The sequence below is a fragment of the Mesorhizobium sp. XAP4 genome (assembly GCF_029269325.1).
Classification (GTDB): Bacteria; Pseudomonadota; Alphaproteobacteria; order Rhizobiales; family Rhizobiaceae; genus Mesorhizobium; species Mesorhizobium ciceri.
The window spans coordinates 144,501-162,638 of sequence record NZ_JARIXW010000008.1 but is presented as its reverse complement, the minus strand read 5'-3'; the positions used below and the strand labels follow the sequence as shown (position 1 = coordinate 162,638).

Below are 18,138 nucleotides of genomic sequence, written 5' to 3'. Positions count from 1 at the left end.
GCGTCGACCTGCTGGGCGAGATCTCGCGCCTTTTTTCGGATCTTCGCGCACTCGACGTTGTATCTCCAGTCTGCGGCAGTTCGTTTCACGGCCTCTCGATGGACGCTGACCTGGCCTGTGAATAGACTGCTACTGCGATCAGCGTCAGCAGGCCGATGAACCAATATTGCCAGGCTTGCGACAGGCCCAGGAAAACCATCGACGAATTGACTTCCTGGATCAGGACGGCGCCAAGCAGCACGCCGATGAAGCTGCCGCGTCCGCCGAAGAGACTGGCTCCGCCGAGGACCACTGCGGCAATGCTGCCCAGCGTGTATTCGATGCCCTGATTGGGATCGCCTATACCGAGCTGCGCCACCACCATCATGCCACCCAGCGCCGTGAGCAAGCTGCAGGCGATGAAAGCGCCGACGACAGTCCAGCCTGTGCGCACACCAATATGCGCCGCCGCCTTCTCGTTAGAGCCAACGGCGCGCAAGCTCATCCCCCAACGGCTGTAGCGCAAACCGACTTCAAGGATGATTGCCAGGACCAACGCGACGATGAACACGACCGGAATGCTGCCGATAGTGGCTTTGATGGTATCCATAACGGTGGCGCTGATGGCCCCATCGGGATAGGGCCGCAGCAACACCGAGATGCCCTGAATGATGATGTAGACCCCTAGCGTCGCGGCGACGGAGGTGAAGTTTCCGAACCTAACCAAGGTCCCGTTGGTCAGGCCGACGAGGGCTGCGGCGCCAAACACGGCCAACACGCCAACGATTATCGTTCCCATGCCGGCACCTTCATTCAGGAAGAATGACGCGATGACGAGGCTCAAGCCAATCAACGGGCCGACCGACAGATCGATCCTGCCGGTGAACACTGCGCACATCTGGCCAAACGAGACGAACGCCAGCGCAGCGGAAAGGAACAGGATTTTCTCGATATTGAAGCCTGAGACGAAACGAATGTTGTGGCCAGACGCTACCAAGCCCAGCAACACGATTAGCCCGGCAAGCACAAAGCTTGGAACATAGTCGCCGGCGGCAACCATTCGCAGCCAAGAGCGCGAAGCGCCGGATCTGTCTCGTCCTTGCTGGTCGGTCTTGCGATGGGTGGTGGCCGTTATCATGGTCCGGCCGATATTGGCCTCATTGACGTCTTGGCCTGAGAATTCGCCCACGACGTGCCCACGGGAGAAGACCAGCACGCGGTCGCATAGGCCCTCAAGCTCGACGATATCGGAGGAGACGATAACCACCAATGTCCCGCGCGAAGCGACGTCACGAAGGATGCGATAGATTTCGGCGCGGGCACCCACGTCAACCCCGGCTGTCGGCTCCTCTGCCAGCACGAGCGAAGCCTCTGCCAGGAGAGCTCGTGACAGGATCGTCTTTTGCTGGTTCCCGCCGGAAAGCGTGGCGACATTCTGCTCGATCGATGCCGCGCGAATGTTCAGATCCATTCGCTGCGCTTCCATTTGCCGCCGTTCGAGCGAACGGTCCATGATGCCAAAGTTCGCGAAACGTGACAGGGCCGAGATGGTGCCGTTTTCGCGCACGGAAAGACTGGGAAAAAGGCCTTCATGCTGGCGGTCGGGAGACAGATAGATAATGCCGGCACTACGAGCGGCACCCGGGTTGCCGAGCGGCACGGTCTTCCCATCCAGAGTGACGGCTCCACGGGCATTTCCAAGACCTGCCAGCGAACGCAGGAAGTCGCTCTGGCCGTTTCCGGTAATGCCGGCGATACCAACGATCTCGCCGCCACGCGCCGACATGTTGATGTCTACGAAATCAGCGCCCGAAAGCCCTTTGACCTCAAGAACACTTGCGCCACTCATGACACCGGATGATTTGGGCGGAAATTGCTTGGTAACGGTGCGTCCGACAATGAGGTTGAGGATCTGGTCATCGCTGACATCGCGCACCGGTGCCGATCCCTTCACTTCACCGTCACGCATGACGGTGACAGTGTCTGCGATCTGTCTGATTTCCTGCAGCCGATGCGAAATGTAGATGACCGCCGCGCCGCGAGCCGCGGCTTGGCGCACGTTGCGAAACAGGATATCGACAAGGTCGGCTGTCAAAGCCGCGCTGGGTTCGTCAAGAATGAGGATTTTCGGGTCGATCGCAAGCGCCTTGGCAAGTTCTATCAGTTGGCTTTGTGCTATGTCGACATCACACAGCCGGGTCTTGGGGTGAACGGCAGAGCCAACACGACGGAGTTGGGCGACTACCCAGTCATTGGCATTCGCATAATCCTTTCGAAGCGCTGCTGGAACTGCAAGCAACAGGTTTTCAGCCACCGTCAGATCAGGAAGCACTGCCGGGTGCTGATGCACGATGGCGAGCCCGAGCCGTTGCGCCTGTGCCGCGCTCAAGCGATCTACAGTTTGTCCGCATATTTCGATCGAACCCTGATCGAAGCTCAAATTCCCGGAGGCAATGCCCATCAATGTCGACTTGCCTGCGCCATTTTCTCCCAGAAGCGCATGAACCTCGCCACATCGCGCCTCAAACGAGATGTCCTTCACGGCGACGACATTGCCGAAACGCTTCCACACGCCTTGCATGCGCAATCCCAACGGGGCGTCCGATACCGCGTCGGCCGGGGGTGCCATGTCAGGCTGAAGCTGTTCGACGGTGGCCATGCTCGATCCTCCTAAGTGTCTCCATCATCCTCCTTGAGGAGATGAAGGGGCGGGCAGAGCCCGCCCCGTTTGCTCGAGGTCAGAGACCGCCCTTAAGGGCCGCCAGGACTTGTTCGTCCGTCAGGCTGGTGCCATTCGAAGCGGATTCCGGGAGCTTCGGATTGCACAACACCGTTCCGGCAAGCGAATCCTCCAGCTGGAAGTTCGTTACTTCCTTCACGCCGGCCTCGGCCACCGTATGCTTGCTGCCATTCGGATCGGTTATGACGAGCGGCTGATCCATCTTGCCGCCGGCGGCCTCGGCAATCGCCCAGCGCACGGCCAGGCGAACATTCCACTGCTCGGCGCTGTTTGTCGTGTACTGGAAGGTGGACTTGGCGTCGCCGTCGTGCAGCTTCTTCCAGGTGCAGCCGAACACGTTGGCGTCTTCACCGGCGATCAGCGGCAGCGGCCGACCGGCCCGTTCGAAAACGCCCGAGGCGACAACGCCCATGCTGAGGTCGGCGATGACACCGTCGATCTGCGGATACTGGGCAATCAGCGCGCCCAGTGATTTGGCGACCATGCTGGAATCCCAATTCGTCACTTCGAACGGCTTCTGCCCGATCTGGACAATGCCCGGATAGTCCTTGAACGCTTCGATGATTCCATCGGCGCGCTCACGGCTCTGGCTGGTTCCGGCAGGTCCGCCGAGATAGGCGACATTTCCCTTGCCGTTGAGGGCCTTCGCCATCCATTTTCCCCAGTCGACGCCGTCCTGGTGGAAGTTCGTGCCGACGAAAACGCTGTAATCCTTGCCTTCCTCGCCGCCGACACGGGCCCGGTAGGGGACGACGGTGCTGCCTTGCTTGAAGGCATCGCGGATCGCCGGCAACATGGCTGGTCCGGCATCGGGGAACACGACAATGGCATTGACGCCGCGTGCCGCGAGACCGCTGAGGTCGGAGATTGCCTTCTGGGTGTTACCCTGTCCGTCGGTATGATCCCAGCCGGTGACATTCGGGCACTGGCTGGCCTCGTTGATCGCAGCGGCCGTCGTCATTTGCCGCCAGGGGTTTTGGGCGAAGCCATCCGCCAGCGCGACGGAGATTTCCTTCGTTCCGCAGAAGCTCGGCGGCGTCGCCGCCGGTTCGGCGCAGAAGACACCGCCGGCGATGCCCTTGCACCAACCCGCGGCGCCGGCTTGTGTGACCGACAGCGGTGAGACAGTCGCAAAGGCCGACAGGGCGAGCGCGGCGCCCGATATCGCGTTTAATCCAAGATAAGACTTCATCATTTCCTCCCAACGAAGTTTGGTTGCTGTTCTCCAACCTGCCCGTGATGGACAGCGTTGAAACTGTTTATTCCCTTGGCCGCCGACATCATGCGGTCGACCTGTTCCTCAAGCTGATTGCACGCCTGAGATTGCGAAAATTAAGACCATAGATGCCGACCCCGACCAGGATCGCGGCACCTTGAAAAAGGTATTGAACGCCGATGCTGGCGCCCGTCGTCAGCACCAATTGCTGGAGCTGTGTGAGAAAGAGAGCGGCGATTACGGTTGCCGCCAGATTGCCCTTGCCGCCAAACAGCGAGGTTCCACCCAGAACCGTCGCGGCGATCGACGGCATCAGGTAGTTGTCGCCCTGCTGCGGACTTGGCAGTTGCATAAGGCCACCGAGCAGAATGCCGCCGGCCGCATAGAGCAGGCTCGCGCCCACATAGGCGGCGATCTGGTAGCGGTCAGCGACGATACCCGCCGCGCGTGCCGCCCGGCTGTTTGCGCCGACAGCCTCGAAATTGCGCCCGAAGGTCGTCGCCTTGACGACGAAAATGACGACAATAGCCATCGCTACTGCCAAATAGGCAAGCTGCGTGATGCCAAATATCTTGCCGTTGGCGAATGCCGCTATCGACCCGGGTACAGACACCGGCGTGCCGCCCGAAATCTTGACGTTCATGCCATAGAGCAGCGCGTTCATGCCGATCGTGGCCACGATGGGCGCAACACGAACCTTGCTGACGAGCAGGCCGCTAATCAGCCCCGCTACAGCTGCAGCGGCGAAAGCGTAAAAGAGTGCCAGGACGACACTGCCCTCGGCATTCGGTTGGCTCTCTGAGAAGTAACAGACGATGACAGCGCTGAGCGAAACCATCCCCGGCACGGACAGATCGATGCCGCCCTGCTGGATGACGAGTGTCTGACCAAGGCTGACCAGGGCCAGGATCGCGGCAAAGGGAAGCATTCCGCTCATCGCTCCGGTGCCAAGACTTTGCGGGGCGATCAGGCCGCCGAAGACGAACAGGACCAGCGTTGCCGCCGCGATACCCGCGGTCGGCCCGCCAGCTGAGGCAAACCAGCTGCTCGGTCCGGATGCACCTTCTCCTAAGGCCGTGACCGGCTTTGGCTTCTCTGAAGGCTTTTCCACGTGTCTTGTCCTTCTGCGGATTCGCGGCATTGAACCTGTTGGTTAAAGCAGTGCGGATCTTGCTCCGCTGGCCAGACAGATTTCGCTGATGCGCAGCTTCTGGCTGGAGAGCCGGGACGGGAATGTCTGTTCGAGCCGCGACTCGTGAACGGGGATGACCCGTCGAGACTCATGGCCGACCTGTTTCATCATGGCTTCGGTGGCCATAATCAGATTGATCTGGCTGCCGGTGGCAAGGCCGACCGGGAGATACATGTCGTCGATCTTGAGCTGTTCGGAGGCGCCGTTCAGGTTCTCGAACTGGTAAACAAGATCACCGGCAAGCACCCAGGTGTCCTGAGAATCCGTCTTGCCATCATTGCGCACCGTCACCCACATGCATGCGAAGGTGTGGCTGTCATAGGCGACGTGAAGATCGATGCCGGGGAAGACGTTTTCCATGGCGCCATCGACCGCGATGAGGCGTTTGTCGCGCGCCAGCTGCACACCGCGCAGGATATCCGCCGTATCGATGCCGGACAGGATCCAGCGCATGCGGTCCGGCAGCGACATCGCCCAGATCCATTCCTGCAGTTCCTTCTTCTGGACGTAGAAGGTGGCATTGGGAAATGCGTCGACATTGCCGAAATGATCGAAATGCGCGTGCGTGATAAAGACCGCGTTGATGTCTTCCGGCGTCAATCCGATTTCGGCAAGAACCTCGCGCGGTCCGCGCCAGTTCTGGACATTGAACAGCGTGCCAAGATAGTTCCCGTAGTCGCGGTCGTTGTAACCGACGTCGACCATCGCGGCCCAACCGTCTCCCTTGATGACGGCGTAGCAGTAGGGCAGCTTGACATAGCCTTCATTGTGAGCGCCGTAGATGACGCCGCTCTTGTGGTATTCGGGCACGTAGCCGTACTCGAGGACGTAGATCGAATAGAGTGACACCGGTTTCCTCCCTTGATCCAGACGGTTAATTTTTCGCGGGTCGGCAGTTGCAGCAGGCCGCCGTGAAATCCACGGGCGTCAGTCCGGCGGAAGGTTCCGAAACCATCCGCAGCGACCGCTGCGCGAAAAAAAGCGCGTCAACGACGGCATTGAGATCGGGACTTGCCGGATCAATGAGATCGGCAAGACGATCAAGCCGCGAGAGTATCCGGACGAGAAGCACAAGCAGATCGGCTAGCGCGACTTGGTGGCGGGCCGCTTTCGGTGGCGCCTTCACCGCACCCAGGCGGTCGGTTGCCTCGCGCAACTGCCTTGTCACAGACGCCAGCAAGAGATCGTTGCGGTTGCGGTCGAGGCTGTCGGTCTGGAGCAGAAGCAGGATTCCCGAAAGCTGGCCAACGCAACGCTTGGCGGCGTCATAGAGCGGGCGTGTGTCTGACAGGTAGGAGGCAAGCACTTCATCCTTGATCCCTGACTTCAACAAGGCATCGGGCTGGTACTCTCGGGGGGTGTCCCATATGGAACAGGTGGGACGATGCACGCTTTCGATCCCTGAAGAAGGCGCTGGAAATTCGCGACAAAACGGTAGAGGCACCGCCCCACCCGCAAGCGGAGCCTCGTCTTGTCCGGAATTGATCGTAATCATGCGTCGCCTCCAATGTTCGTCATCGCATCGATCTGCAGGCCCGTGCGGACTGTCTTTTCAGTGCATGAATCGGCCGCCGTTCACGTCGAGAATGAGTCCCGTCACGTAGTCGGACAGGTCCGAGACCAGGAACAGGCAGGCTTTTGCGATATCGTCAGCCGTCCCGAGCCGGCCCAGCGGGATGTTCACGACGATGTCGCGTCGCTTGTCTTCGGTCAGCTTGTCGCCAAAGATGTCCGTGTCGATCGTGCCGGGGGCTATCGCGTTGACGCGGATATTGTGCTGCGCCAGTTCACGCGCCATCGACTTGGTGAGGCTGTGGATGCCGCCCTTGGCGGCGGAATAATGCGGTCCGCCGAAAATGCCGCCGCCGATCTGAGCCGCGATCGAGCCGATCGAAACGATCGCGCCGGAGCGCCGTTCGATCATCGAAGGCACGGTAGCCTGGGCCATGTTCAGGCTGCCACGCAGGCTGGAATCTATGACCAGGTCGAAATTCTCCTGAGTGATATCCATCAGCCGGTCTGGTTGGCTGATGCCGGCATTGTTGACCAGGATGTCAACATGTCCGAAGCGGGCCATGACGTCACCAACTGCCTTGCGGCAAAAAGCAGGATCCCGGACATCGCAAGCCACGCCGATGTGTTCGGAGCCAATGTCGCGGGCCGCATTCATGGCGGCCTCTTCGTCGAGGTCGAAGATCGCCACGCGGCAGCCCTGCGCGGCAAACCGACGGGCCGTGGCCTTCCCTATGCCGCGCGGCGAGGCGGCGCCTGTGATAATGGCGGTCTTGTCGTTCAGCATCACGGTGTACTCCTCCCCATATGAATTCATTCGGCGGCCTCGGCCGCGTCTTCGATATTCAGGCCTGCCCAACCCTCGATGAGGGCCGCGATGCGCGAGCAATCGGCGTCGGCCATGCCTTGCGTCATAGCGAACTGCCAGAACTGGCGGACGTTGGCCCCGAGCCACATTGGCACGCCCATACGCTCGGCTTCCTGCATGCAAAGCGTCACGTCCTTGTGCATGAGCTCGGTGCGAAAATTCTGGTCGTAGCGGCGTGTCACCACATGCTTTGGATAGGCGATCTCCGACACCCAAGACCGGCCTGAGCCGGCATTGATGATCCGGAACAGATCCTCGGGCTCGATACCGCCCTTTTCGGCGAATGCTAGCGCTTCGCCGACGATCACCATGTTGGTTGCGGTGAGAAGATTATTGGCGAGCTTGAGGATCTGTGCCTTGCCGACGTCCGGGCCGAGATGGACAAAAGTCTTTGCAAATGTCGCCAGGAACGCTCGTGCCCGTTCCAGTGTCTGCTCCGACCCCGACGCCATGACCGCCAGCGTCTCGTTGCGGACGCCGATTGGTCCGCCGCTGACGGGCGCATCCAGCACAGATACGCCGCGTTCCGCCATCGCATCACCGACCTTGCGCGCCATAGTCGGGCCGGTGGTCGAGAGATCGATATAGTGCTTGATGCGTTTGCCTTGGATAAGGCCGGCCTCACCCAGCGCGACGGCCTCGACGATCGGTGCGTTTGGCAGGCTGACGAAGACCGTCTCGACCGCATTGGCGACCGCGGCGGCGCTGTCTTGCCGCTTTGCTCCCTGCGCGACAAGGACGTCGACGGCCGCAGCGTTGGTATCGAAAATGTGGACGTCGAGCTGGGCTGCCAGAGCCTTGCTGACCATGGGCATGCCCATCGCACCGAGACCGACGAATCCGTAAGAATTACTGGGCACGCGCGCTCTCCCCGATCGCTGTAAGATGTGACGGCGCGCCTTCGTAGAGGCGATAGATGCCGGTGCCGTCGATGTCGCCGTGGCCGGCGGTGATAAGCAGACGAAAGAGCTGGGCGGCTTGGCCGGACATTGGGGTTGCCGTGCCCGAACTACGGGCGAGCTCCTGCACCATGTCGAGGTCTTTCAGCAGCTGACGCGCATAGGCCCGCGGCGCGAAATCATGTGCGGCGATACGTGGATAGAGCTGTTGCATCAGAACGCCGTCGGCATGGCCGTATTTCACGCATTCGGGCAGCAGCGCAGCATCCATTCCTGCCGCTTCAGCGAGGCGCACGGCTTCGGCCAGAACAGCGTAATTCGTGCCGACCACGAGCTGCGCGATCATCTTGGCAACCGAACCCATGCCTGTCTGTCCGACATGGGTGAACTGCCTGCCGACGTCCTGGATCAAGGAACGGATGCGTGCGATCGCCCAATCCGAGCCGCCGGCCATGATCGTCAGATTGCCTTCGCCTGCCGCCGAGGGACCACCCGAAACCGGAGCGTCGATCCATTCGCATCCCGTGCCCGCTTGGACGCGCGAACCGATGGACCGGCAGAAATCCGGGGACACGGTTGAGAAATCCACCACGATCTGCGGTGGCAGCAGAGCATCCGACAGGCCCCCTTGGCCAAACACCACGGTTTCGACTGCCGCCTGCGACGGCAGGTTGAGGAGCACGAAATCCGCGTCGTCGACACAGTCTTTTGCCGACGCAGCGCCAACTGCACCCGAAGCCATAGCCGCAGCGTGCCGGCCGGCATCCGCGTCGAAGACTCGTAGCTTGTAGCCAAGCCCTGCAAGGCGCGCGGCCATGGGTCCGCCCATCAGGCCGACGCCGATATAGGCAAGGCGCGGCTTACCGGATGTCATAGAATTGGACCGCATTGTCGTGGAACAGGCGCTTTTGCGCTTCGGGTCCGAGATCCGCCGTGATCTCCTTGTAGCCACCAAAGATCTTATCGAGCGTGCCGCACACACTGTCGACCGGGAAATTGCTCCCGAACATGCAGCGATCGACGCCGTAAATCTCGATGATCGACCTCACGATGTCGCGGTTGTTGGCGACCGTCCATGGCTGGCCAGGCAGGCCGATGCCGGAGATCTTCACCGCCACGTTCGGCCGCTTGGCGAATTCGGTCATTGCCGCCTTCCAGCCGGCAATCCCCTCGGCACTGCGATCGGCCGGCAGCCCTGAATGCAGCAGGATGATCTGCGTCTGCGGGAAGCGGTCGGCGAGCGTGCTCGCCTCGTGCAGATGCCACCATGGTGTCTGCAGATCGAACCGCAAACCATAGCTGGACAGCATGGCGAAACCTAAGACCCAATGCGGGTCGACCATGCTGCCTGGAGCGGCTGAGCCGGGCTTGGGATTGGATTTCGGCTTGTGACGCAGTCCGCGTACGAAGTCGAAACCGGCCAGCCGCTCCAACACCCGGGCGCGGTCGTCCCGGTCGAGCCATGCCTGGCCGACAGCGACGTTAGGCCACCCCGTCTCACGACGAAGGGAGGCGATATAATCCATCTCGCCGATTGGATCACTCGGATCCCACTCGGCTTCGATATAGACCGTCTTGACGACGTGGTGGCCGGCAGCGTCCCGCTTGTAGTCGGCCGGCAGATACGGCCGGCATATCGAGGAGTAGTCGCCATAGCGGAATTGGATCAGCGGCCGATCGTTGAGCCACGGATAATAGTTCTGCTCGGGATTCCAGAAGTGGACGTGAGCATCCACCATCGGCATATCAGTCACGTCTGTCTCCTCTCCGTCTCGGGATGACCCGTCTCAGATTGGATGCCAGCTCCTCTTCCGGCATCCGCAGTCGTCGCCGCGATTTATTCAGCGGCGGCCGCATAGGGGACGTTGCGCCCGCCATAGCGACGGACACGAACGTTTGCCTGCTCGGCATGGCCGGCGAACCCTTCAAGTATGCAAAGGCGCGAACAGTATTCGCCGATCATTGCCGAGGCCTCATCGGTCAGGACGCGTTGATAGGTAACGGTCTTCAGGAACTTGCCGACCCAAAGGCCGCCGGTGTAGCGGGCGGCTCCCGCCGTCGGCAGCGTGTGGTTGGTTCCAATCACCTTGTCGCCATAGGCGACATTGGTTCGCGGCCCGAGAAACAGCGCCCCGTAGTTCGTCATCCGCTCGAGGAAGATATCCGGATCGCGTGTCATGACCTGCACATGTTCCGATGCGATGCGGTTTGCTTCACCGACCATTTCGTCCTCTGTCGAACACAGGATCACCTGGCCGTAATCCTCCCATGCGCGACGGGCGACGACGGCGGTCGGCAGGATGTTCAGCAGCCTTTCAACCTCTGCGATCGTGGCTTTGGCGAGGGCCTCTGAATTGGTCAGCAAGACTGCCGGTGAGTTGGGACCATGCTCGGCTTGGCCGAGAAGGTCGGTCGCGCATAGCTCGGCGTCGACGCTGTCATCGGCAATGACCAGGGTTTCCGTCGGACCGGCGAAGAGATCGATGCCGACCTGCCCATAGAGCTGGCGCTTGGCTTCCGCCACAAAGGCGTTGCCTGGACCGACCAGCATGGCAACGGACTGGATGCTTTGTGTACCCAGTGCCATGGCGGCTACGGCCTGCACACCGCCGAGACAGTAGATTTCATCCGCGCCTGCCAGGTGCTGGGCCGCAACGATCGCCGCGGCAGGGCGCCCCTCGTAAGGCGGCGCAGCCGTGAAGATGCGCGGCACGCCGGCAACCTTGGCCGTGATGACCGACATATGGGCCGAGGCCAGCAATGGATATTTTCCGCCTGGCACATAGCAGCCGACGGACTGAACGGGGATGTTCTTGTGCCCAAGAACAACGCCCGGCAGGGTTTCGATCTCGATGTCGCGCAACGCTTCGCGCTGATGCTGCGCGAAGTTGCGAACCTGTTCCTGCGCGAAGCGGATGTCGCTCAGGTTCTGTTCGGACAGTTCCGCAAGGCAGGCGCGTATTTCCGCATCGGTAAGGCGAAAATCCTTGCGGTCCCATTTGTCGAAGCGGATCGAAAGCTCGCGCACCGCAACATCACCACGCGCACGGACATCTGCGATGATGCCCTCTACAGTGGCTCTGACGGTGGCCTGATCGGCTGCCACGGCGCTCGGATCGCGCCCCTCTTTGAGTTTGCGGATCACTTGGTCGCCCCTTCCGTCGTCCTGCCTTCGAAGTAGCTGTCGAGATCGAGCGCCAGTTTGATGATGCTCGAATAGTCCTCGCCGGCATGTCCATTCTGGCAATGGATGGCGAAGAGCTCTGTTGCCAGATTTCCCATCGCTGCCAGGACTTTCGAGCTGTTCGCCAGTTCCTTGGCGAGCCGCATGTCCTTCAACTGGAAATCCGAGCGGAAACCGCCGGCAAAACCGTTGGCAGAGGGCACATTCTCCATCAGGCCCGGGAATGGGTGATAGCGCTCGAGCGCGTAGTTGTTGCCCGAGGAGTTGCGCATCACATCGCTGAGGATTGCTGGGTCGAGACCATTGGCGACACCGAGTGCCAGCGCCTCGACAGTTCCCGCCATGCATATTCCGGACAGAATGTTGTTGCAGAGCTTCGCCGTGTGGCCCGCTCCCGAAGCCCCGACATGATAGATGCGCTGTCCCATTGCTTCCAGCAGAGGGCGGGCATGCTCGACATCCGTGGCCTCGCCGCCGACCATGAAAGTCAAAGTGCCGGAATGGGCGCGCGGCGTCCCGCCTGAAACCGGTGCATCGATCATGCGCCGGCCGGCGGCGCGGGCGGCAGCGGCGATTTCCACGGTGACGGTCGATGAAATCGTGCTGCTATCCATCAAGAGCGCACCCTTGCGGGATGCCGCGATGACACCCGACGCTCCAAGATAGGCGTCGCGGACATTGTCTCCGGTCGGAAGCATGGTGATAACCACATCGGCCGATGAAGCCGCCTCGGCGGCGGAGGTGGCACGTTTCACGCCCTGCTTCTCAGCAGCGTCCTGTGCGGCCGAAGACGGGTCGAAGCCAATGACTGGAAAGCCTGCTTGGACCAGATTGCGGGTCATTGGTTGACCCATATTGCCAAGGCCAAGGAAAGCGACGGTTTTCACTTGAGCATTCTCCCGGTCAGGCAGCCGACGTGTTGACGATGACGGTCTTCGACCAGGTGAAATGCTGGACCATGCTTGCTAGCGAGAGCTCACGTCCCATGCCGCTCATTTTCGTCCCCCCATATTCGATGTTGGCTTCCGCGACGGCAAACTGGTTGACCTGCACGAAGCCGGCGTCGATGCGCGACACGAAGTCGAACGCCGCCGGGAGGTTTTCCGTGAAAATCGTTGCCGCGAGGCCGTAAGGCGTGTCGTTGGCTTCCTGCAGCACGGTCTCGAAATCGGTAAAGCGTGAGACAGTCGCGACCGGCCCGAAGATCTCGTCACGGCAAACGGGTGAGCTTGCGGGAACGCCCTCGATCAGCGTCGTCGAGTAGTAGTAACCCTTGTCCAGACCTTCGGGACGCTGGCCGCCGCAAAGGATACGGGCGCCCGGCGTCTGCCGCGCCATTTCAATATAGCGTTCGACACGATCGAACTGCTTGCGCGATACGATACAGCCCACCTGTGTCGCTTCATCCAGCGGGTTTCCCACCCGGAAAGACGGAATGCCGGCCAGGACGCGCTCGATCACCGCATCATAGATGGCGTCGTGGATATAGATCCGCGTACCGGCGGAACACGACTGGCCCTGACGTTGAAGCCGAAGCCCCTGCAGAATGCCACGCGCCGCGCGATCGACATTGGCATCAGCCAGGACGATGTTCGGATTCTTGCCACCGAGTTCGGCTGTGACTGGTATGATCTTGTCGGCGGCGTAGTGCATGATCAAAGCGCCGACGGCGCTCGATCCGGTGAAGCTGATCTTGCGTACAGCCGGATGTTGGCAAAGCAGGCGACCTGCTTCCTCGCCGAGCCCGGTGATTGCGTTCGCGACGCCGGGTGGCAGAACCGCCTGCAGCAGTTCGAACACTCGAAGCACTGCCAAGGGTGCTTGCTCGGCCGGCTTTAGCACGACGGTGTTGCCTGCGGCGAGTGCCGGGGCGATCTTGCTGGCAAGCTGCATCAGCGGTGCATTCCACGGAATGATCGCGCCAACGACACCAAGCGCCTCGCGTCGCGTATAGAGCAGCCGGCCAGGATCGGGCGGATAGGTCTGGCCGTTGATCTCGCCAGCCAGGCCACCGAAATAACGCAGGATGTCGACCATGGTGCCGGCTTCATTGCGCGATTGGGTTGGAAGTGCGTTACCAGTCTCCAGCGACGAGAGCCGGGCAATGTCTTCACGGAAGCCGTCGAGATGATCGGCTGCCCGCATGAGCAGGGCGCCGCGCTCTCTCGCCGGCGTTGCCGACCAAGACCGGAACGCAAGGGAAGCCGAATCCACCGCAGAATTGACATCCTCTATGCCGCAGCGTGGCGCAGAGCCGATGATCTCTTCGGTGGCGGGATTCTCGATATCGAATTGCGCGGTTGTGAGCGCTTTTCTCAAGCCGCCGCCGCAGACGATCTGGCCCGAAAGTCGTCTCGCTTCCGTGGTTTGCGCGCCGATGCGCGCTTCAAGGGAGTCTGTTGCAAAGGCGTTCATACGAAATGGCTTCTGTCGTTTTTGATTGAGCATACGTATGCACTCTGTTAGACATTTGAAATGAGTTTGTCAAACAGGAGTGAGAAATGTCTGTGACAACAATCGGCCTCGTCGCTGGAGACCCATCCGGTGTCGGTCCGGAACTTTGTGCCAAATTGGTCAATGCAAAAGGGCGCCAGAGTAACCTTCGCGTTGCCGTCTTTTGTGGGAAAGGGAGCTTTCGCGACGGAATGCGAATCGCTGGTCTCGATGCTGAAATCCCGGTCGTCGATAGCGTCTCATCGATTCCGGAGCGTGGCGGCGTGGCGCTGATTTCAGGGCTGGATCGAGACGGCTACAAACCCGGTGTGGCGAGCGCGGAGGGCGGAACTGCCACGCTCGCGGCGCTGGAGAGTGCAGCGGACGCGGCCGGGGCAGGGCAGCTCGATGCGATTGTCTATGGTCCGCTCAACAAACAGGCGATGTGGCTGGCCGGTCACAAGGCGATCGACGAACTGCATTTTTTCTCAAGTCGCCTCGGGGTTACCGGCTTCTGTTGCGAAATGAATAACCAGGGGGCTCTCTGGACGGCCCGCGTAACCTCGCATATCCCGCTTCGCGCCGTGGCCGACAACATCTCCGTGGAGTCCATCATTGCGGCCACGGTGGCCGGCGCCAAGGCGGTCGAATCATCAAGCGGCAAACGTGCGAGAATAGCCGTTGCCGGCCTTAACCCGCATTTGGGAGAAGGCGGCGCAATGGGCACTGAGGAGATCGAGATTATCCTCCCCGCTATCGAAAGGCTAAAGGAGCTTGGATACGATGTCGCCGGCCTCTATCCGGCCGATACCGTCTTTCTGCGTGTGGGGCCGGAGAAGCTCGACTTGATCATCACCATGTTCCACGATCAGGGCCAGATCGCGCTGAAGACACTCGGTTTCGCCAACACCTCGACCGTTCTTGGCGGATTGCCGCTGCCAATCGTTACCGCCTCGCAAGGAACAGCCTACGACATTGTCGGCCAAAATCGCGCCGACCCCGCCGGCCTGACAGCAGCGTTTGATCTCGCGCATCGTCTTGCTATTGCTACGCGCAAGGCAGCATAACAGGCGCAAAAGCTGATTTGCGCAAGGATCCAATGCATGAGACGGTCAACTTCGGTGGATGTCGCGCGGGAGGCTGGCGTATCGCAATCGACAGTGTCTCGCGCACTCGCCGGCGACGGGAGGATTTCAGAGGAGACAAAGAAAAAGATTCGCAAGACGGCGGAGCGCTTGGGCTATACGCCAAATGGGATCGCGCGAAGCCTGCAGACGAAGAAGACGAATATGGTTGGCCTGATCATGGCCGATATCCTCAATCCGTTCTACCCGGCCGTCCTGGAAATCTACACCCAGAAGCTCAACGCCATGGGCAAGCAGCTCCTGTTGCTTTCCGTGCCCAAGGGTTTCGAAGTCGATGACGTGCTGCCATCGATGCTTCAGTACGAGATCGACGGTTTGATCGTCACGTCAGCTGTGTTGTCGTCGCGAATGCGCGACATCCTGCACAACAGGAACACCCGGGTGGTTCTGTTCAACCGCTCCGTCGACGACTTTTCGATCAATTCAGTGTGCTGCGAGAACAGGTCCGCTTCTATGGAAGTTGCCGCCCTTCTTGTTGCCGCAGGGCATAGGCGTATAGCCCTTATAGGGGGCCGCCCTGATACGTCGACCCACCGTGAACGTAGCGCCGGCTTTCAGGATGAATTGCGGCGCCATGGAGTCCAAATCATTGGCGAGCAATTCGGCGAAAACACCTATGGCGGGGGTTACAGGGCAGCGATCAATCTGCTGTCCGGCCCGACTCCCCCGGACGCCATCTTCTGTATCGCCGATGTCATGGCGCTTGGCGCGTTGGATGCCGCGCGCTTCGGGCTTGGGTTGAAAGTTCCGCGCGATGTTTCCATCGTAGGCTTCGATGACATTCCCTCGGCCGCCTGGCCGGCATACGACCTCACCACCTTCCGCCAGCCGATCGAGGCAATGGTGGGGCGGTCGCTCTCCCTGCTGTTTGATCCGGCAGACTTTCCACCAGCGGCTATTCGCATACCCGGCGAACTGATCATTCGCGGCTCTACCAACATTGGTCCTGCAACCGCCTGAACTGATCAACGCCAGGATACTAATTTAGCAAATGCGTGCGCATACGTATTCCCAATTTCAAACAAATGGAGAGAGATTTATGGAGGAAAATCAAGTCGCGCCAAATTTCAGGCTGGACGGAAAACGAGCGCTCATTACGGGAGCTGGGCGGGGGCTGGGACTGGCCGCTGCCCATGCGCTCGCCCACTTTGGTGCCGAGGTTGTTCTGGCCGCCCGCACATTGAGCGAGGTGGAGGCTGCCGCGGCCAATATCACTCGCGCGGGCGGACGAGCCGAAGCCATCGCTCTCGATATCCGGGACGTTTCGGCAGTGAGTGAAGCTGTTTCACACAGGCCGGCATTTCATGTGCTGGTCAACAATGCCGGGATGAACCGCACCAACCCATTCCTTGATGTAACGCAGGCCGATTTCGATGATATCATGGGCCTCAATCTGCGTGCTTCCTTCTTTGTTGCGCAGATCGTCGCGCGACGCATGGTCGAGCAAGGCGTGAGTGGCAGCATCATAAACATGTCGTCGCAGATGGGCCATGTCGGTGCCGTGACGCGCAGCGTCTACTGCGCCTCGAAGTGGGCCATGGAGGGCATGACCAAGGCGGTGGCAATCGACCTTGCGCCACACAAGATCCGTGTCAACACCGTCTGCCCTACGTTTGTCGAAACGCCGCTGGCTCAGAATTTCCTGAAGAATGAGGCCTTCAAGGCGGAGGTGCTGTCCAAGATAAAGCTTGGCCGCATAGGTCATGTCGGCGACATAACCGGGGCGGTTGTCTTCTTGGCGTCCGATGCATCCTCTCTCATGACGGGATCGTCCATGGTCATCGACGGCGGTTGGACTGCGGACTAGGAACCTGCTGGAGGGGCGCATGATCTGGATGCCGGACAGGCGAACCCCGGAATGAGAGCGCGATTTCAGGAACGGCGCTCGTAAGCCTTCGTGCCCGAGGTTTGGCGGGCGGTGTTCTGATCGGATCGGCGGCGAGCCGGGCGCGCCATCAGCGTCGCGAAAAGCCGTCGAGCATCACTGCGAAGATGATGATGGCGCCTTTCAGGATCGCCTGTTGGGCGGGTCCGACGCCAGTGATGCTCAACCCATTGTCGACGACGCCGATGATCAGCGTACCGAGCAGCACGCCGACGATGCTGCCCTTGCCGCCCGACAGGCTGACGCCGCCGATGGCAACCGCGGCGATCGTCGATAGTTCGAGGCCGGTCGTCTGCGCCATCGTGGCGCTCATGTAGCGCGACATGCTGATTACGGCGCCGATCGCATAGAAGCTGCCGGCAATGGCGAACACGATGATGCGCACGCGCACCACGCGCACGCCGCTGATGAAGGCCGATCGGGAATTGCCGCCAACGGCGTAGATTTCGGCCCCGAAAGCGGTCCGGTGCAGGACGAAATAGCTGAGCGCCACGATCGCGAAGAACAGGATGACCGGGTTGGGCACGTAGAGCAGGCTGCCCTGGCCGATGAAGGCAATGCTCGAGGGGATGCTGTCGACGAAGCCACTGCCGGTCACCTGATAGGCGAGCCCGACGCCGATTTGCCAGACGCCAAGCGTCACAATCAGGGATGGCAACCGCAGCCGTGCCACGAGGAAACCGTTGACGGTGCCGAACGCGACGCCAACGAAGAGCATCACCGGGATGGCGAGAAGCGGAGAGATCGCGACGCCGAGAAGGCTGAATTGCGGGTTGGTGGTGACGAGGCTGCCGCCGACCATCAGCGTCACCGCCACGATGCCGCTCACCGAGAGATCGAGGCCTACCGTGAGCACCACGAACGCCTGCCCGCAGGCGGCAATGCCTCGGATGGACGACTGGATCAGCACGTTCGCGAGGTTTTCGGTGCCGATTGTGGCGCCGCGCGTGACGATTGCGAACCCCGCGATCAAGGCGGCGAGGATGAGCAGGCGCACGAAGTCGTCGCTGGTCAGTACGCCGAAGCCAAAGCCTCGGCGGCCCGGCCCGGTATTCGCTTCCCGAAGTTGGTCGACGATCACTCTG

The 18,138-nt window shown here is 60.8% G+C and carries 16 protein-coding genes; 3 read left to right on the top strand and 13 right to left on the bottom strand.

Annotation, left to right across the window (positions count from 1 at the left end; all coding sequences use genetic code 11):
- Positions 1-85 precede the first annotated feature (85 nt).
- From P3C39_RS29280 to P3C39_RS29225, 12 genes are all read right to left on the bottom strand, one after another.
- Positions 86-2,638, bottom strand: a complete 2,553-nt coding sequence (locus tag P3C39_RS29280) for an ATP-binding cassette domain-containing protein (RefSeq protein WP_275954800.1) — start codon at positions 2,636-2,638, stop codon at positions 86-88.
- A gap of 79 nt (positions 2,639-2,717) precedes the next feature.
- Positions 2,718-3,911, bottom strand: coding sequence for a substrate-binding domain-containing protein (locus tag P3C39_RS29275; RefSeq protein ID WP_275954801.1), 1,194 nt, complete (start codon positions 3,909-3,911; stop codon positions 2,718-2,720).
- A gap of 88 nt (positions 3,912-3,999) precedes the next feature.
- A complete protein-coding gene (locus P3C39_RS29270) occupies positions 4,000-5,046 on the bottom strand; it encodes an ABC transporter permease (RefSeq protein ID WP_024505466.1) in 1,047 nt (348 codons plus the stop codon).
- A 42-nt stretch (positions 5,047-5,088) separates the two neighbouring features.
- The gene (locus tag P3C39_RS29265) at positions 5,089-5,976 is read right to left on the bottom strand and encodes an N-acyl homoserine lactonase family protein (RefSeq protein ID WP_024505467.1); all 888 of its coding nucleotides are present in this window, start codon (positions 5,974-5,976) and stop codon (positions 5,089-5,091) included.
- 25 nt (positions 5,977-6,001) lie between these two features.
- Positions 6,002-6,622 (bottom strand): hypothetical protein, encoded by a 621-nt coding sequence (locus P3C39_RS29260; protein WP_275954802.1) that lies wholly within the window; start codon positions 6,620-6,622, stop codon positions 6,002-6,004.
- Positions 6,623-6,679: 57 nt separating this feature from the next.
- The gene (locus tag P3C39_RS29255; RefSeq protein ID WP_275954858.1) at positions 6,680-7,429 is read right to left on the bottom strand and encodes an SDR family NAD(P)-dependent oxidoreductase; all 750 of its coding nucleotides are present in this window, start codon (positions 7,427-7,429) and stop codon (positions 6,680-6,682) included.
- Between the two features lie 23 nt (positions 7,430-7,452).
- Positions 7,453-8,367: an NAD(P)-dependent oxidoreductase gene (locus tag P3C39_RS29250; protein ID WP_275954803.1), complete on the bottom strand. Its 915-nt coding sequence runs from the start codon at positions 8,365-8,367 to the stop codon at positions 7,453-7,455.
- Complete coding sequence (locus P3C39_RS29245; protein WP_275954804.1) at positions 8,357-9,280, bottom strand: NAD(P)-dependent oxidoreductase; 924 nt, start codon at positions 9,278-9,280, stop codon at positions 8,357-8,359. The genes P3C39_RS29250 and P3C39_RS29245 overlap by 11 nt, the downstream gene beginning before the upstream one ends.
- Positions 9,267-10,151 (bottom strand): amidohydrolase family protein, encoded by an 885-nt coding sequence (locus tag P3C39_RS29240; protein WP_275954859.1) that lies wholly within the window; start codon positions 10,149-10,151, stop codon positions 9,267-9,269. The genes P3C39_RS29245 and P3C39_RS29240 overlap by 14 nt, the downstream gene beginning before the upstream one ends.
- Positions 10,152-10,243: 92 nt before the next feature.
- Positions 10,244-11,551, bottom strand: a complete 1,308-nt coding sequence (hisD, locus tag P3C39_RS29235; RefSeq protein ID WP_024505473.1) for a histidinol dehydrogenase — start codon at positions 11,549-11,551, stop codon at positions 10,244-10,246.
- Positions 11,548-12,477 (bottom strand): 3-hydroxyisobutyrate dehydrogenase, encoded by a 930-nt coding sequence (mmsB, locus tag P3C39_RS29230; protein ID WP_082826745.1) that lies wholly within the window; start codon positions 12,475-12,477, stop codon positions 11,548-11,550. The genes hisD and mmsB overlap by 4 nt, the downstream gene beginning before the upstream one ends.
- 16 nt (positions 12,478-12,493) lie before the next feature.
- Positions 12,494-14,005, bottom strand: coding sequence for an aldehyde dehydrogenase family protein (locus tag P3C39_RS29225; RefSeq protein ID WP_275954805.1), 1,512 nt, complete (start codon positions 14,003-14,005; stop codon positions 12,494-12,496).
- An 86-nt stretch (positions 14,006-14,091) separates the two neighbouring features.
- On the opposite strand from P3C39_RS29225, the gene P3C39_RS29220 reads away from it, so the two are divergent.
- The 3 genes from P3C39_RS29220 to P3C39_RS29210 all read left to right on the top strand — a co-directional run bounded on the left by P3C39_RS29220 (position 14,092) and on the right by P3C39_RS29210 (position 16,975).
- The gene (locus P3C39_RS29220; protein WP_275954806.1) at positions 14,092-15,090 is read left to right on the top strand and encodes a 4-hydroxythreonine-4-phosphate dehydrogenase PdxA; all 999 of its coding nucleotides are present in this window, start codon (positions 14,092-14,094) and stop codon (positions 15,088-15,090) included.
- 36 nt (positions 15,091-15,126) lie between these two features.
- Positions 15,127-16,128 carry a LacI family DNA-binding transcriptional regulator gene (locus P3C39_RS29215; protein WP_024505477.1) on the top strand — a complete coding sequence of 334 codons (1,002 nt, stop codon included), beginning with the start codon at positions 15,127-15,129 and terminating at the stop codon, positions 16,126-16,128.
- Between the two features lie 79 nt (positions 16,129-16,207).
- Positions 16,208-16,975 (top strand): SDR family NAD(P)-dependent oxidoreductase, encoded by a 768-nt coding sequence (locus P3C39_RS29210; RefSeq protein WP_275954807.1) that lies wholly within the window; start codon positions 16,208-16,210, stop codon positions 16,973-16,975.
- Between the two features lie 148 nt (positions 16,976-17,123).
- Here the strand turns inward: P3C39_RS29210 and P3C39_RS29205 are convergent, their stop codons facing one another.
- Positions 17,124-18,134 (bottom strand): ABC transporter permease, encoded by a 1,011-nt coding sequence (locus P3C39_RS29205; RefSeq protein WP_275954808.1) that lies wholly within the window; start codon positions 18,132-18,134, stop codon positions 17,124-17,126.
- Positions 18,135-18,138: the final 4 nt, after the last annotated feature.

What these genes read in the sequence shown, in the direction of transcription:
- P3C39_RS29215 (WP_024505477.1), top strand. Translation starts at nt 15,127, where the DNA reads ATGAGACGGTCAACTTCGGTGGATGTCGCGCGGGAGGCTGGCGTATCG.
- P3C39_RS29225 (WP_275954805.1), bottom strand. Translation starts at nt 14,005, where the DNA reads ATGAACGCCTTTGCAACAGACTCCCTTGAAGCGCGCATCGGCGCGCAA.
- P3C39_RS29245 (WP_275954804.1), bottom strand. Translation starts at nt 9,280, where the DNA reads ATGACATCCGGTAAGCCGCGCCTTGCCTATATCGGCGTCGGCCTGATG.
- P3C39_RS29260 (WP_275954802.1), bottom strand. Translation starts at nt 6,622, where the DNA reads ATGATTACGATCAATTCCGGACAAGACGAGGCTCCGCTTGCGGGTGGG.
- P3C39_RS29240 (WP_275954859.1), bottom strand. Translation starts at nt 10,151, where the DNA reads ATGCCGATGGTGGATGCTCACGTCCACTTCTGGAATCCCGAGCAGAAC.
- P3C39_RS29280 (WP_275954800.1), bottom strand. Translation starts at nt 2,638, where the DNA reads ATGGCCACCGTCGAACAGCTTCAGCCTGACATGGCACCCCCGGCCGAC.
- P3C39_RS29275 (WP_275954801.1), bottom strand. Translation starts at nt 3,911, where the DNA reads ATGAAGTCTTATCTTGGATTAAACGCGATATCGGGCGCCGCGCTCGCC.
- P3C39_RS29210 (WP_275954807.1), top strand. Translation starts at nt 16,208, where the DNA reads ATGGAGGAAAATCAAGTCGCGCCAAATTTCAGGCTGGACGGAAAACGA.
- P3C39_RS29220 (WP_275954806.1), top strand. Translation starts at nt 14,092, where the DNA reads ATGTCTGTGACAACAATCGGCCTCGTCGCTGGAGACCCATCCGGTGTC.